The sequence below is a fragment of the Streptomyces sp. NPDC043726 genome (assembly GCF_056436565.1).
Genome location: NZ_JBWKCI010000006.1, coordinates 87,483 through 100,610, shown reverse-complemented (window position 1 = coordinate 100,610; position 13,128 = coordinate 87,483). Strand labels below are relative to the sequence as shown.

12 protein-coding genes are annotated in these 13,128 nt (G+C 72.5%); 7 read left to right on the top strand and 5 right to left on the bottom strand.

Annotated features, from left to right (window positions below; all coding sequences use genetic code 11):
* The first annotated feature begins 102 nt into the window (after nt 1-102).
* Together AC068Z_RS18660 and AC068Z_RS18655 are read left to right on the top strand one after the other, a co-directional pair.
* Entirely contained in the window at nt 103-843 is a 741-nt protein-coding gene (locus tag AC068Z_RS18660) for an HAD family hydrolase (protein WP_478556519.1), read from the top strand.
* Entirely contained in the window at nt 840-3,209 is a 2,370-nt protein-coding gene (locus tag AC068Z_RS18655) for a glycoside hydrolase family 65 protein (RefSeq protein WP_478556517.1), read from the top strand. The genes AC068Z_RS18660 and AC068Z_RS18655 overlap by 4 nt, the downstream gene beginning before the upstream one ends.
* A gap of 18 nt (nt 3,210-3,227) precedes the next feature.
* On the opposite strand, the gene AC068Z_RS18650 is transcribed toward AC068Z_RS18655, so the two are convergent.
* On the bottom strand, nt 3,228-4,031 hold the full coding sequence (locus tag AC068Z_RS18650; protein ID WP_478556515.1) for a universal stress protein: 804 nt from the start codon (nt 4,029-4,031) through the stop codon (nt 3,228-3,230).
* A gap of 210 nt (nt 4,032-4,241) precedes the next feature.
* On the opposite strand from AC068Z_RS18650, the gene AC068Z_RS18645 reads away from it, so the two are divergent.
* Complete coding sequence (locus AC068Z_RS18645; RefSeq protein WP_478556513.1) at nt 4,242-5,123, top strand: universal stress protein; 882 nt, start codon at nt 4,242-4,244, stop codon at nt 5,121-5,123.
* A 31-nt stretch (nt 5,124-5,154) separates the two neighbouring features.
* Here AC068Z_RS18645 and AC068Z_RS18640 read toward each other — a convergent pair whose 3' ends face one another.
* Together AC068Z_RS18640 and AC068Z_RS18635 are read right to left on the bottom strand one after the other, a co-directional pair.
* Nucleotides 5,155-5,874, bottom strand: coding sequence for a response regulator (locus AC068Z_RS18640; protein ID WP_478556511.1), 720 nt, complete (start codon nt 5,872-5,874; stop codon nt 5,155-5,157).
* Nucleotides 5,875-6,000: 126 nt separating this feature from the next.
* Nucleotides 6,001-6,465 (bottom strand): Crp/Fnr family transcriptional regulator, encoded by a 465-nt coding sequence (locus AC068Z_RS18635; protein WP_478556509.1) that lies wholly within the window; start codon nt 6,463-6,465, stop codon nt 6,001-6,003.
* Nucleotides 6,466-6,710: 245 nt separating this feature from the next.
* Here AC068Z_RS18635 and AC068Z_RS18630 point away from each other — a divergent pair, with 245 nt between their 5' ends.
* Nucleotides 6,711-7,616, top strand: coding sequence for a universal stress protein (locus AC068Z_RS18630; protein WP_478556507.1), 906 nt, complete (start codon nt 6,711-6,713; stop codon nt 7,614-7,616).
* Between the two features lie 5 nt (nt 7,617-7,621).
* On the opposite strand, the gene ppk2 is transcribed toward AC068Z_RS18630, so the two are convergent.
* Nucleotides 7,622-8,425 (bottom strand): polyphosphate kinase 2, encoded by an 804-nt coding sequence (gene ppk2, locus AC068Z_RS18625; protein WP_478556505.1) that lies wholly within the window; start codon nt 8,423-8,425, stop codon nt 7,622-7,624.
* Between the two features lie 49 nt (nt 8,426-8,474).
* Between ppk2 and AC068Z_RS18620 the strand changes: the two genes are divergently transcribed.
* The gene (locus AC068Z_RS18620) at nt 8,475-10,859 is read left to right on the top strand and encodes a phosphoketolase family protein (RefSeq protein ID WP_478556503.1); all 2,385 of its coding nucleotides are present in this window, start codon (nt 8,475-8,477) and stop codon (nt 10,857-10,859) included.
* Nucleotides 10,860-10,951: 92 nt separating this feature from the next.
* Here AC068Z_RS18620 and AC068Z_RS18615 read toward each other — a convergent pair whose 3' ends face one another.
* Complete coding sequence (locus tag AC068Z_RS18615; RefSeq protein WP_478556501.1) at nt 10,952-11,320, bottom strand: DUF6479 family protein; 369 nt, start codon at nt 11,318-11,320, stop codon at nt 10,952-10,954.
* A gap of 71 nt (nt 11,321-11,391) precedes the next feature.
* Here AC068Z_RS18615 and AC068Z_RS18610 point away from each other — a divergent pair, with 71 nt between their 5' ends.
* Entirely contained in the window at nt 11,392-11,766 is a 375-nt protein-coding gene (locus AC068Z_RS18610) for a four-helix bundle copper-binding protein (protein WP_478556499.1), read from the top strand.
* Nucleotides 11,767-11,866: 100 nt separating this feature from the next.
* Nucleotides 11,867-13,045 carry an acyl-CoA dehydrogenase family protein gene (locus AC068Z_RS18605; protein ID WP_478556497.1) on the top strand — a complete coding sequence of 393 codons (1,179 nt, stop codon included), beginning with the start codon at nt 11,867-11,869 and terminating at the stop codon, nt 13,043-13,045.
* The last annotated feature ends 83 nt before the right edge of the window (nt 13,046-13,128 follow it).

The following is a 13,128-nucleotide window of genomic DNA, read 5'->3' as shown; positions in this document are numbered from 1 at the left end:
CCAGGGTCGATCTCGTACTGCGGTGACCCGGCGGACCGTGCGACCGTTGATGGCGGGTATCGGGGGCCGCGCACCGCGGCCCGACGGAAGGCGGTGGGCGCCATGGAGCAGCTCGACACCCCCTTGAGCGAGGTCCGCGCCGTCGTCTTCGACACGGACGGGGTGATCACCGACTCGGCACGGGTGCACGCGGCGGCCTGGAAGGAGGCGTTCGACGCCTACCTGCGGGCGCATCCGCCGGCCGACCCCGAGCAGCGCCGCCCGTTCGACGTCCGGGACGACTATCTGCGCCACGTGGACGGCAAGTCACGTCTCGACGGCGCCGCCGCCTTCCTCGCCGCACGCGGCATCGACACCTCGGACGGGGCCGTCGAGGCAGTCGCCGCCGACAAGGAGGAACTGTTCACCCGGCGGCTGCGCGAACACGGCGTGGAGGCCTTTCCCGGCACGGTCCGGCTCGTCCGCGCCCTGCGCCGGGCGGGCGTGCCGGTGGCGGCGGCCTCGGCCTCCCGGCACGCCGGTGAACTGCTCGACGCGGCCGGGGTACGTGACCTGTTCGACGTGCTCGTGGACGGCGGCGAGGCGGCCCGGCTGGGCCTGCCGGGCAAGCCGCACCCGGACCTCTTCCTCACCGCGGCCGACCGGCTGGGAGTCCCCGCCGACCGCGCCGCCGTCGTGGAGGACGCCCTGGCCGGCGTGGAGGCGGGCAGACGTGGCGGGTTCGCGCTCGTGGTGGGCGTGGACCGGGCGGCCACGGAGGACTCGGCGGCCGGACTGCTCCGCCACGGCGCGGACATCGTCGTACGGGATCTGGCGGAACTGCTGGGTGAGGAGTCGCGGTGACGGAATGGACCTGGGAGTACGAGGGCTACGAGCCCGCGGACCAACGCCTGCGCGAGTCCCTGTGCACCCTGGGCAACGGCTACTTCGCCACCCGGGGCGCGCTGCCGGAGTGCTCCGCCGACGACACCCACTACCCGGGGACGTACGTCGCGGGCTGCTACAACCGGCTCACCTCCGACGTGTCCGGGCGCCGGGTCGAGAACGAGGACATGGTCAACCTCCCCAACTGGCTGCCGCTGCGCTTCCGGCTGCGTGGCGGGTCATGGCTCACCCCCGACACGGCGCCGGTGCTGGAGCACCGCATGAAGCTCGTCCTGGACGCCGGGATGCTGGAACGCCACACCCGGTACGACCTCGGCGAAGGGCGGGTCCTGGCGGTGCGTCAGCTGCGCATCGTGCACATGGCCGATCCTCATCTGGCCGCGTTGCGCACGGAGTTCACCGCCGCGGGCTTCTCCGGTGAGCTGGAGGTGGAGGCCTCCCTCGACGGCGGGGTGACCAACTCCGGTGTGGCCCGGTACCGGGACCTCGACGGCCGCCACCTGATCCATGTGCAGGCGGGCACGGCCACCCCGGACACGGTGTGGCTGCGCTGCCGCACCCGTACCTCCGACCTCCGCGTCGGCATGGCCGCCCGGCTGACCTCCGACGCGCTCGTCACCGTCCGGAACAAGAACCCGCGCACCACCCAGCACACCGTTCTGTCCCTGGCCGAGGGCCGGACCCGGACCGTCGACAAGACCGTCGCCCTGCACACCTCGCGCGACCCGGCCATCAGCGATCCGCTGCACGCCGCGATCGACCGGGTCGGCCGGGTCCCCGGCTTCGACGCCCTGCTCGCCTCCCACGGCACGGCCTGGAACCAGCTGTGGCGCCGGGCCGCCCTCGACGTCGCCGGGGAGTCGGGCCGCATCCTGCGCCTGCACCTGTTCCATGTGCTCCAGACCCTCTCCCCGCACACCGCGGACCTGGACGTCGGCGTACCCGCCCGGGGACTGCACGGCGAGGCCTACCGGGGCCATGTCTTCTGGGACGAGCTGTTCGTGCTGCCCTTTCTCAACCTGCACTTCCCCGAGGTCTCCCGAGCCCTCCTGCGCTACCGCCACCGCCGCCTGGAACAGGCCTGCACCTCGGCGCTCGCCGCCGGCCGCCGGGGCGCCCTGTACCCCTGGCAGAGCGGCAGCGACGGCCGCGAGGAGACCCAGCAGCTCCATCTCAACCCCCGCTCCGGGCGCTGGCTGCCCGACCACTCCCGGCTGCAGTACCACGTCGGTTCGGCCATCGCGTACAACGTGTGGCAGTACTGCGAGGCCAGCGGCGACATGGAGTTCCTGCACACCAAGGGCGCCGAGATGCTGCTGCAGATCGCCCGCTTCTGGGCGGACGCGGCCGAGTACGACGACCGTCTCGGTCGGCACCGCATCAGGGGCGTGGTCGGACCGGACGAGTACCACGAGGCCTACCCCGACGCGACCGGGCCCGGCCTCGACGACAACGCCTACACCAACGTCACCGCCGCCTGGGTGCTCAGCCGGGCGCTGGAACTGGTCGACATCCTCCCGGAGCCGAGGCATCGCGAACTCGCCGAACGCATCGGCCTCGACCGCAGCGAGCTGGAGCGGTGGGAGGACGTCTCCCGCACCCTCCACGTGCCCTTCCACCGCGGTGTCATCAGCCAGTTCGAGGGGTACGGCGATCTCGCCGAGCTGCCCTGGTCGGAGTACCGGCAGCGCTACGGCGACATCCGCCGCCTGGACCGGATCCTGGAGGCGGAGGGCGACACCGTCAACCGCTACCAGGCCTCCAAGCAGGCCGACGTCCTGATGCTGGGCTATCTCTTCTCTCCCGCCGAACTGCGCGGCCTGTTCCGCCGGTTGGGGACGGATCTCGACGACGACCTCTGGCACCGTACCGTCGACTACTACCTGCACCGCACCAGCCACGGCTCCACCCTGAGCGGCCTGGTCCACGGCTGGGTGCTGGCCCGCGCGCGCCGCGCCGAGGCGTGGAAGTTCTGCCAGGAGGCCCTTCAGGGAGACATCGCCGACATCCAGGGCGGCACCACCGGTGAGGGCATCCATCTCGGCGCCATGGCCGGCACCCTCGACCTGGTCCAGCGCGGACTGACCGGCCTGGAGACCCGCGAGGGCGCGCTCTGGCTCGACCCGGTGCCGCTGCCGGAACTCTCCTCGTACGGCTTCGCCCTGCGCTACCAGGGGCACTGGGGCGTACGGCTGCACCTGGAACGCGGTGAGCTGGACATCGCGGTCCCGTCCTCCTCCGCGTCCCCGATCGACGTACGGCTGCCGGACCGCACGGTCGTCGTCGAGCCGGGGAAGACGGCGCGGCTGACACTGCCGGACTGAGCGCGGGTACACCCGTACTCACCCGTACGGGACGACGGCGACCGGGCCCGGCACGTGATGCAGGACCGCGTGGGCGACCGGCCCGAGCTTCCAGACCGGGTGCGCCGGCCGGTGCCCGCGCCCCAGGACGGTCAGGCAGGCGCGTGCGGCGGCGGCTGGCAGGACCTGCGCGGCCGGGCCGACCACGACCTGCTCCGCGACGGGCACCTCGGGGAACTTCTCCCGCCACGGCGCCAGGGTGTCGGCCAGCCGCGCCCCGGCGCCCGTCCCGGCCACGGCTGCCACGGTCCGCACGCGCAGCCCGCGCGCCGCGGCCGTGGCCAGGGCGAACTCCAGCAGCGGGTCCGCGGCCGGTCCGGTCCGCCGTATCCCTACGACGATTTCGTCCGTCTCTCCCCGGTCCGGGGCGTCCGCCCGCACGGCGACGGCCGGGCACCGGGCGAGGCCGAGGACGTGCAGGCTGACGGAGCCGAGCAGGAAGCCCGCCACCGAGCCCTGGCCGCGCGCCCCCACCACGAGCAGCGAGGCATCCGCGGAGCGGTCCAGCAGCGCCTGCGTGGCGGGCGCCTCGACCAGCTCCGTGGTCAGGCGGAGGCCTGGACGGCGGTGCAGCAGCTCGGCCGCCGCCCGGCGCAGGATCTCCTGGCCGTCCCGCTGCCGCCGCTCCGCCTCCTGGGCGGTCGGCACGTCGAGCGGCTGAGTGGTCCAGGAGTGCAGGAGCAGGAGGGGAAGCCGCCGGGGCGCGGCTTCGCGCGCGGCCCAGCGGGCGGCTGTCACGCTTGCGGGGGAACCGTCGAGTCCGACGACGACCGGTCCGTTCATGACACACCTCCGGTGCCGGCGCGGCGGCGTCCTGCCGACGCGGAACCCCCTCACCTCAGCCTCTGCCCACGCCGGCTGCCCGGGCGAGGGCCGACCGGGGCACTCCGCGGCCCGTACGGCCCTGTGCGGGATCCGCCGTACGGGGTGAGGCTGGAATCCGGACCCCCGGAAACCCGGACACCGGCGGAGCCCGCAGAAGGGAGGCCGGCGATGAGCGGTCCTGTAGTGGTGGGAGTGGACGGATCGGAGCCGAGCCTGATCGCCGTGGAGCTCGCCGCCCGGGAGGCCGCCCTGCGCGGCGTGGGGCTCCGGCTGGTGCACGCCTTCGGCTGGCCCTCGGGGCACGTACCGCCCCGGGTGCCTCCCTGGACCGGGGCGAGCGCCGGGGTGCGCGAGCTGATCGACGGCACGCTCGCCGACGCCGAACGGCGGGCGCGGGCACTCGCACCCCACATGGAGATCAGCCGCGAAGTGGTCGTCGGCGAGCCGGTGATGGTGCTGGAACTGGAGACGCGCACCGCTTCCCTCGCCATCGTCGGCAGCCGGGGCATGAGCCGCTTCGGCAGCCTGCTGCTCGGCTCCACCGCGGCCCACCTCGCCGCCCACGCCCGCTGCCCCGTCATGGTCGTCCGGGGCAGGCCCCGCACGGGCGGCCCGGTCCTGCTGGCCGTGGACGGCTCGCCCCGCTCCGCGGCCGCGGTCGAGTTCGCCTTCGCCCACGCCGCCCTGCACGGCACCGGCGTGGAGGCACTCCACGCCTGGCACACCCACACCGAACGGGTCTACGAGGCTCCGGGCGACCCGCCCTTCGTCACCTACGACGAGGACCGGCTGCACGACGAGGAGGAGCGGCTCCTCGCCGAAGCGCTCGGCGGACTGCGCGAGAGGTACCCGGATGTGGAGGTGCGGCGCCGGCTGGTGCGCGGCCGGGTCCGGCACACGCTGATCGAGGCCAGCGCCGACGCCGGTCTCGTCGTGGTCGGCGCCCGCGGCCGGGGCGGCTTCACGGGGCTGCTGCTCGGCTCGGTCAGCCAGGCCGTACTGCACCACGCGCATTGCCCGGTGGCCGTCGTACGCGCCGAAGGGGAGTGAGCGCGGAGCGGAATGACCGGTGCGCTCCGGGTCAGTGGCCCATGTGCTCCCCGGTCCGGTGCCGTTCCGGCTCGTCCGGGTGCTCCAGGTGGGTCGCGAGGACCGCCGCCTGGACCCGCCGCTGCACACCGAGCTTGGCCAGCAGCCGGGAGATGTGGTTCTTGACGGTCTTCTCCGACAGGTAGAGCCGCTTGCCGATCTCGCGGTTGGTCAGTCCGTCCCCGACGAGCGCCAGAATCTCCCGCTCGCGGGGTGACAGACCGGCCGGCTCGGGAGCCTCGGCCGGTTTCGCCGCGGGTGCGGTGCGCAGCGACCGCATCAGCCGGGCCGTCGTCGCGGGGTCCAGCATCGACTGGCCGGAGGCGACCGTACGCACCGCCGAGACCAGGTCCGAGCCGCGGATCTGCTTGAGGACATAGCCGGACGCCCCGGCCATGATGGCGTCCAGCAGGGCGTCCTCGTCGTCGAACGACGTCAGCATCAGCACGGCGAGCCCGGGCATGCGGTCGCGCAGCTCGCGGCAGACGGTGATGCCGTCCCCGTCGGGCAGCCGCACGTCGAGGACGGCCACATGCGGCCGCACGGCGGGGGCGCGGACCAGGGCGTGCTCGGCGTTCCCGGCCTCGCCCACCACGCCGATGTCCGGCTCGGCGTCGAGCAGATCGGTCAGACCCCGCCGGACCACCTCATGGTCGTCCAGCAGGAAGACACGGATCGGATCCTGCGCGGTGAAGGTACGCGGCTCGGTCATCTCGACCCCTCGGTCCCCGGTGCGCGGTCGTCCACACAACGATCGTCACCCCTCGGGGGCCCCGGACACCAGGGCCGACCGGCCCAACCCGCGCCGGATCTCGTCGTCTCGTGGGGCGGCCTCCGGTCAGCGCCGGTCCCCGGCGCCGTACGGCGCGTACAGGTCCAGCAGCCGGGTACGGGCCGCCTGGAGACGATGGGAAACAACCGCGCCCACCCAGCGGGCGACGGTACGGCCGAACTCGGGGTCCGACCGGCACAGAGCCCGTACGACCTCGGCGTCGAACTCGTACGCGCGCAGCGGCGTCGCCGCCTCGGCGCCCAGATGCCAGACATGCGGGGCGAACAGCCAGGACCAGCCGACCAGTTCGTTGTGCCCGATGGACTCGATCACGGCGGCCCGGCGGCCCGGCACCCGCATGTCCAGCTCGACCGTGCCCGTACGCACGATCCAGAAACGGTCGGCGCGACCGCCCTCCTCGAACAGCCGTGTCCCGGACGGGAACGACACGTCGCGGGCGAACGACATCAGCCGCTGCCGCTGCTCGGCAGGCAGCGCCCGCGGCAGGCTCATGGTGACGGGAGCGTTCATGGCGGGCCTCCTGACGGACGTACGGAGCTACCACCACCAGCGTGTCCGCCCATCCGTTCCCGGGCCATGGGCCGCCCGGCCCTGTCGCCGGGCCGATCGCCCCGGCCCGAGCGGGCCCTTGGGTCTCGGTACTGGCGAGCCCGCCGCGTGGGCCGGTCGGGCCCCGTCCGGGACTGATGGCCCCTGGCCGCCGAGCTCTGCCGGGCCGAGGCTGAGGACGGATCGACCGATCAGGAGGCATCACCATGGTGCGCACTGTCGTCGCAGGTCTCGACGGCTCGCCCGAGAGCCGCGCCGCGGCCGAGTGGGCGGCCCGCGAAGCGGAGCTGCTGCGCCTGCCGCTGAAGCTCGCCCACGTCCGGGAGCAGGTGCCGGACCCTCTGGCCCAGGCCCCGCTGCTCGGTCCCGAGACGCACCAGCACTGGAGCGAGCGCGTCCCGCGCGAATCCGCCGAAGGACTGCGGCTGCGCCACCCCGGCCTCGAGGTGACCGGCCGACAGCTCTCCGGCAGCCCCGCCGAGGCCCTCGCCAGGGCGGCCGACGACGCCGAACTGCTCGTCCTCGGCTCCCGCGGCCTCAGCGGTGTCGTCGGCTTCATGGTCGGCTCCGTCGGCCTCGCCGTCGTGGCCCGCGCCACCCGGCCCGTCGTGCTCGTCCGGGCCGGCGAGCTGGCCGCCGACGAGCACGAGCCGGACCCGGCCGGCACCCCGTCGGCCGCCACGCCCCGGCCCGTCCTCCTCGGCCTCGACACCGCCCACCCGAACGGAACGGTCGTCCAGTTCGCCTTCGAGGCGGCCGCCCGGCGCGGCACGGCCCTGCGCGTCCTGCACGGCTGGAGCCTGCCGCCGTACTACGTCTACGGCCTCGCCGCCGACCTGGGCTTCCATGACGAGGTCGCCGCTCAGCAGGCCGGGATCCTCGCCGAGGCCCTGCGCCCCTGGCGAGAGAAGTATCCGGACACCGAGGTCATCGAGGAGAGCCTGTCCGGCAGCCCCGGCATCCGGCTGGTCGCCGCGGCCCGCGAGTCCTCGCTGGTCGTGATCGGCCGCCGGATCCGGCACAGCCCGATCGGCGCGCACGTCGGCCCGGTCGCCCACGCCGTCCTGCACCACTCCACCGCCCCCGTCGCCGTCGTACCGCAGTCGGCGTGAGCGGCTCACAGGCTCGCGGCGTGGTCCGGGACGTAGGTCTGCAGCTCGCGCGGCGGGCGCTCGTACCCGGTCGACGGCGGACGCTCCGGCAGCTCCAGCACCGGCGGCGGTACGTCCCGGAAGGGCACCGAGCCGAGCAGGTGGGCGATCATGTTCAGCCGGGCGCGCCGCTTGTCGTCGCTCTCGACGAGGTACCAGGGAGCCTCCGCGAGGTCGGTGTGGACCAGCATCTCGTCCTTGGCTCGGGAGTACTCCTCCCACCGGGTGACCGACTCCAGGTCCATCGGCGACAGCTTCCAGCGCCGCAGCGGATCCTCGAGCCGCTTCCGGAAGCGCTCCTGCTGCTCCTCGTCGCTGACCGAGAACCAGTACTTGCGCAGCAGGATCCCGTCCTCCACGAGCATCCGCTCGAAAACGGGGCATTGACGGAGGAAGAGTTGGTACTCCCCCTTGGTGCAGAAGACCATCACATGCTCGACACCGGCCCGGTTGTACCAGCTGCGGTCGAACAGCACGATCTCCCCCGCGGCCGGCAGATGCTGCACGTACCGCTGGAAGTACCACTGGGTGCGTTCCCGCTCGGTCGGCGCGGGAAGGGCCGCGATCCGCGCCACGCGCGGGTTGAGATGCTCCGTGACCCGTTTGATGGTGCCGCCCTTGCCCGCCGCGTCCCGCCCCTCGAAGATGACGACAAGTCGGGCACCCTCGGCGCGGACCCATCCTTGAAGTCGCACCAACTCCGTCTGGAGACGCAGCAGTTCCTTCTCGTACGTCTTGCGCGGCAGCTTCTCCGCCTTGTTGCCGGCCATGCCGTCTCCCACCGCCGGTCGAACCTGTCGATGACCCAGGAGTCACTCCATGTCCAAGGTCGAACACCAGAACAGCACGGTACTGACCGACGACGAGCTGCGCACCCTGGACGCCCACTGGCGCGCGGCCAACTACCTGGCCGCCGGACAGATCTACCTGCTGGCCAACCCGCTGCTGAGGGAGCCGCTGAAGGCCGAGCACATCAAACCGCGGCTGCTCGGCCACTGGGGCACCTCGCCCGGCCTGAACCTCGTGTACACCCACCTCAACCGCGTGATCAAGGCGCGCGGGCTCGACGCGCTGTGCGTGTGGGGCCCCGGACACGGCGGGCCGTCCGTCGTCGCCAACTCCTGGCTGGAGGGCAGCTACACCGAGATCTACCCGGACGTCGGGCGGGACACGGACGGCATGCGGCGGCTGTTCCGGCAGTTCTCCTTCCCGGGCGGGGTGCCCAGCCATGTGGCGCCCGAGACGCCGGGCTCGATCCACGAGGGCGGTGAGCTGGGCTACGCGCTCTCCCACGCGTACGGCGCCGCCTTCGACAACCCGGACCTGGTCGTCGCCTGCGTGATCGGCGACGGCGAGGCGGAGACCGGGCCGCTTGCCGCCTCCTGGCACTCCAACAAGTTCCTCGACCCGGTGCACGACGGCGCCGTGCTGCCGATCCTGCACCTCAACGGCTACAAGATCGCCAACCCGACCGTGCTCGCGCGGTTGCCCGAGCCGGAACTCGACGAGCTGCTGCGCGGCTACGGCCACGAGCCCCTGCACGTGACCGGCGACGACCCGGCCGCCGTGCACCGCGCGATGGCCGAGGCCTTCGACACCGCCCTGGACCGCATCGCCGCGTTCCAGCGGGGCGCCCGGGAGGACGGTGTCACCGAGCGCCCGAGGTGGCCCGTGATCGTGCTGCGCACCCCCAAGGGCTGGACCGGCCCCGCGGAGGTCGACGGTGTCCCGGTCGAGGGCACCTGGCGCGCCCACCAGGTGCCGCTCGCCGGGGTCCGCGAGAACCCCGAGCACCTGCGCCAGCTGGAGCAGTGGCTGCGCTCGTACCGCCCCGAGGAGCTGTTCGACGCCGACGGTCGTCCCGTACCGGACGTCCTGGCCTGCCTCCCGGAGGGCTTGCGGCGCCTCGGCTCCACCCCGCGCGCCAACGGCGGCCTGCTCGTGCGCGAGCTGCCGATCGACTCCCTCGACCGGTTCGCCGTACCGGTCGACAAGCCCGGCACGACGCTGCACGAGCCGACCCGGGTGCTCGGCGACCTGTTGGCCCAGGTCATGCAGGACAGCGAGGACCGCCGGGACTTCCGTGTCGTGGGTCCCGACGAGACCGCCTCCAACCGTCTTCAGGCCGTGTTCGACAGCAGCGGCAAGGCCTGGCAGGCCGAGACCCTGCCGGTCGACGAGCACCTCGACCGGCACGGCCGGGTGCTGGAGATCCTCTCGGAACACACCTGTCAGGGCTGGCTGGAGGGCTATCTCCTCACCGGCCGGCACGGGCTGTTCTCCTGCTACGAGGCGTTCGTGCACATCGTCGACTCGATGGTCAACCAGCACATCAAGTGGCTGAAGACGTCGCGGGAGCTCTCGTGGCGCGCGCCGATCGCGTCCCTGAACTACCTGCTGACGTCACATGTGTGGCGCCAGGACCACAACGGCTTCTCCCATCAGGACCCCGGTTTCGTCGACCACGTCCTCAACAAGAGCCCCGAGGTCGTCCGGGTCTACCTCCCGCCGGACGCCAACACCCTGTTGTCGGTCGCCGACCACGCGCTGCGCAGCCGGGACTACGTCAACGTCATCGTGGCCGGCAAGCAGCCCTGCTTCGACTGGCTCTCCATGGACGCCGCGCGCGCCCACTGCGCCCGGGGAGCGGGCATCTGGGACTGGGCGGGCAGCGAGAACGGCGGGGAACCGGACGTCGTCCTCGCGTGCGCGGGGGACGTACCGACCCAGGAGGTCCTGGCCGCCGCCCAGCTGCTGCGCCGCCATCTGCCCGAACTGGCGGTACGGGTCGTCAACGTCGTCGACATCGCCCGGCTGATGCCCCGCGAGGAGCACCCGCACGGGATGACGGACTTCGAGTACGACGGCCTGTTCACCGCCGACAAGCCGGTGATCTTCGCGTACCACGGCTACCCGTGGCTGATCCACCGGCTCTCCTACCGCCGCAACGGCCACCGCAATCTGCATGTCCGCGGCTACAAGGAGTCCGGCACCACGACCACGCCCTTCGACATGGTCGTCCGCAACGACCTGGACCGCTACCGCCTGGTCATGGACGTCATCGACCGTGTTCCCGGCCTCGCGGTACGCGCCGCGGCCGTACGCCAGGAGATGGCCGACGCCCGCACCCGCCACCACGCCTGGATCCGCGAGCACGGGACGGATCTGCCGGAGATCGCGGAGTGGAGCTGGGGGATGGGCTGAACCCGGGTCGCCCAGCGGGCGGCGAAGCCGTCATCGGCCCTGAGTTGTCCGGGGCCGATGACGGAACCTCGGGCGGGCGCCGGACCGCCTCGTCAGGCCTTGCCCGGACCCCCGCTGCCGAACGAGCCGCTGCTGCCTCCGCCCCAGCGCGGCCGCTTCTTCGACGGGCTCGGGCGGGAGGGGATGTTGCCGTGGGCGGGCATCTCGTGCGGCAGGACGCGGTGGTCGCTGCGCGGCATCTCGTCCGGCTCCCGCATCTCGGTCGTCTCGCGCGTGGCACCCTCGGGCGGCAGGTGGGGCTGGTCCTCGGGGCGCGGCGGCCCCGGTTCCCGGCGCCGTACCCGTGCGCCCAGGACGAAGGCGCCGAGCAACAGCGCCACGACGACCACGCCCGCGACGATCAGTCCGATCCCGAGTGCGCCGCTCTCGGCGGCCATGTTCAGCCAGGTGGTGTTGTTCATGGGGGCGCGAGTACCCCCGGCGCACTTCACGAACCGGGTTTGACACCGTTTGGCCCGGCTACCCGCACCCTGTGACCTCGACGACTTCGCAGCAGCAGCTCTTCCAGTACCTGGAGGACCGCTTCGCGTGTGCGCAGGCGTGCACCGAGTGTGCGCGCACCTGCGCGCTGCGCGCGAGCCAGGCGGCACCGGACGGGTCGGCGGAGGAGGAACTCGTACGGCGTAAGGGCATCATGTGCGCGGAGGTGTGCGACGCCACCTGCCGGGTGCTCTCCGAGCACGGCCTGATGGACGAGGAGAGCATCCGCGTCCAACTGGAGTGGTGCCGCACGGTGTGCCTGGAGTGCGCGCACGCGTTCGACGGGCATCTCGGCGCCGAGGACGGCGCGAAGGCCTGCCGGGAGTGCGCGCAGGCCTGCACGGACTTCCTGGAGTCGCTGAACTGAGCCTGTGCCCGAGTACGGGGCGTCCCCGGCATTCCCTATTTCTGGAACACGTTCTACGGTGTGCGCCGTCAGGACCGGCCGAGGGAGACCTGGAGGCGCCGTGCATCTCGACCACACGCCCGAGCAGCAGCGGCTGCGCATCGAACTGCGCGCCTACTTCGCCGAACTGGTACCGGACACCGCCCTCGCACGGCACGCCGACCCGGCCGCCCAGAAGCGGTTCTACCGCGAGACGATCCGGCGCCTCGGCGGCGACGGCTGGCTCGGCGTCGGCTGGCCCAAGGAGTACGGCGGCCGCGGCCTGAGCGCGATGGACCAGTTCATCTTCTTCGACGAGGCGGCGCAGGCGGGCGTACCGCTGCCGCTGATGGCGCTGAACACCGTCGGCCCGACGATCATGCAGTTCGGCACCGATGAGCAGAAGGCGTACTTCCTGCCGCGGATCCTCTCCGGCGAGATCGACTTCGCGATCGGCTACAGCGAGCCCGACGCGGGCACCGACCTCGCGTCCCTGCGCACCCGCGCGGTCCGCGACGGCGACGAGTACGTGGTCAACGGCCAGAAGATCTGGACGACCAACGGCGACACGGCCGACTGGGTCTGGCTGGCGGTGCGCACCGATCCGTCCGCCGCGGCGCACAAGGGCATCACCATGCTCCTGGTCCCGACCACCGACCCCGGCTACTCCTGCACCCTGATCAACACCCTCGCCGGCCACGACACCACCGCCAGCTACTACGAGAACGTCCGCGTGCCCGTCTCCCGCCGGGTCGGCGCCGAGAACCAGGGCTGGCGGCTGATCACCAACCAGCTCAACCACGAGCGCGTCACCCTCGCCGCCCACGGCACGATGGCGATCCGCGCCTTCCACGACGTCCAGCGCTGGGCGACGGAGACCAAGCTCGCCGACGGCCGCCGGGTCGTCGACCTGCCCTGGGTGCGTCGCCGCCTGGCACAGACCCACGTCCGCCTCGACGCCCTCAGACTCCTCAACTGGCAGATGGTGCAAGCCGTCCAGGACGGCACCCTCACCCCCCAGGACGCCTCCGCCGTCAAGGTCTACGGTTCAGAGGCCCGCCGCGACGCCTACGCCTGGCTCCTGGAGATCGTCGCCGCGCCGGGCGCCCTGAAGGAGGGCTCGGCGGGCGCGGTCCTGCACGGCGAACTCGAACGCGGCTACCGCTCCGCCGTCATCTTCACCTTCGGCGGCGGCAACAACGAGATCCAGCGCGAGATCATCTCCTGGATCGGCCTGGGGATGCCTCGGGTACGGCGGTGACCGGCTTGTGACGAGGACTCTTGGTTGGCACAAAAGAGGGGTGGTTGACACCAAGATCACCAGGCTTTCAGAGGTGTTCGCGC

What these genes read in the sequence shown, in the direction of transcription:
- AC068Z_RS18645 (WP_478556513.1), top strand. Translation starts at nt 4,242, where the DNA reads ATGAGCGGTCCTGTAGTGGTGGGAGTGGACGGATCGGAGCCGAGCCTG.
- AC068Z_RS18630 (WP_478556507.1), top strand. Translation starts at nt 6,711, where the DNA reads ATGGTGCGCACTGTCGTCGCAGGTCTCGACGGCTCGCCCGAGAGCCGC.
- AC068Z_RS18635 (WP_478556509.1), bottom strand. Translation starts at nt 6,465, where the DNA reads ATGAACGCTCCCGTCACCATGAGCCTGCCGCGGGCGCTGCCTGCCGAG.
- AC068Z_RS18650 (WP_478556515.1), bottom strand. Translation starts at nt 4,031, where the DNA reads ATGAACGGACCGGTCGTCGTCGGACTCGACGGTTCCCCCGCAAGCGTG.
- AC068Z_RS18640 (WP_478556511.1), bottom strand. Translation starts at nt 5,874, where the DNA reads ATGACCGAGCCGCGTACCTTCACCGCGCAGGATCCGATCCGTGTCTTC.
- AC068Z_RS18660 (WP_478556519.1), top strand. Translation starts at nt 103, where the DNA reads ATGGAGCAGCTCGACACCCCCTTGAGCGAGGTCCGCGCCGTCGTCTTC.
- ppk2 (WP_478556505.1), bottom strand. Translation starts at nt 8,425, where the DNA reads ATGGCCGGCAACAAGGCGGAGAAGCTGCCGCGCAAGACGTACGAGAAG.
- AC068Z_RS18620 (WP_478556503.1), top strand. Translation starts at nt 8,475, where the DNA reads ATGTCCAAGGTCGAACACCAGAACAGCACGGTACTGACCGACGACGAG.
- AC068Z_RS18615 (WP_478556501.1), bottom strand. Translation starts at nt 11,320, where the DNA reads ATGAACAACACCACCTGGCTGAACATGGCCGCCGAGAGCGGCGCACTC.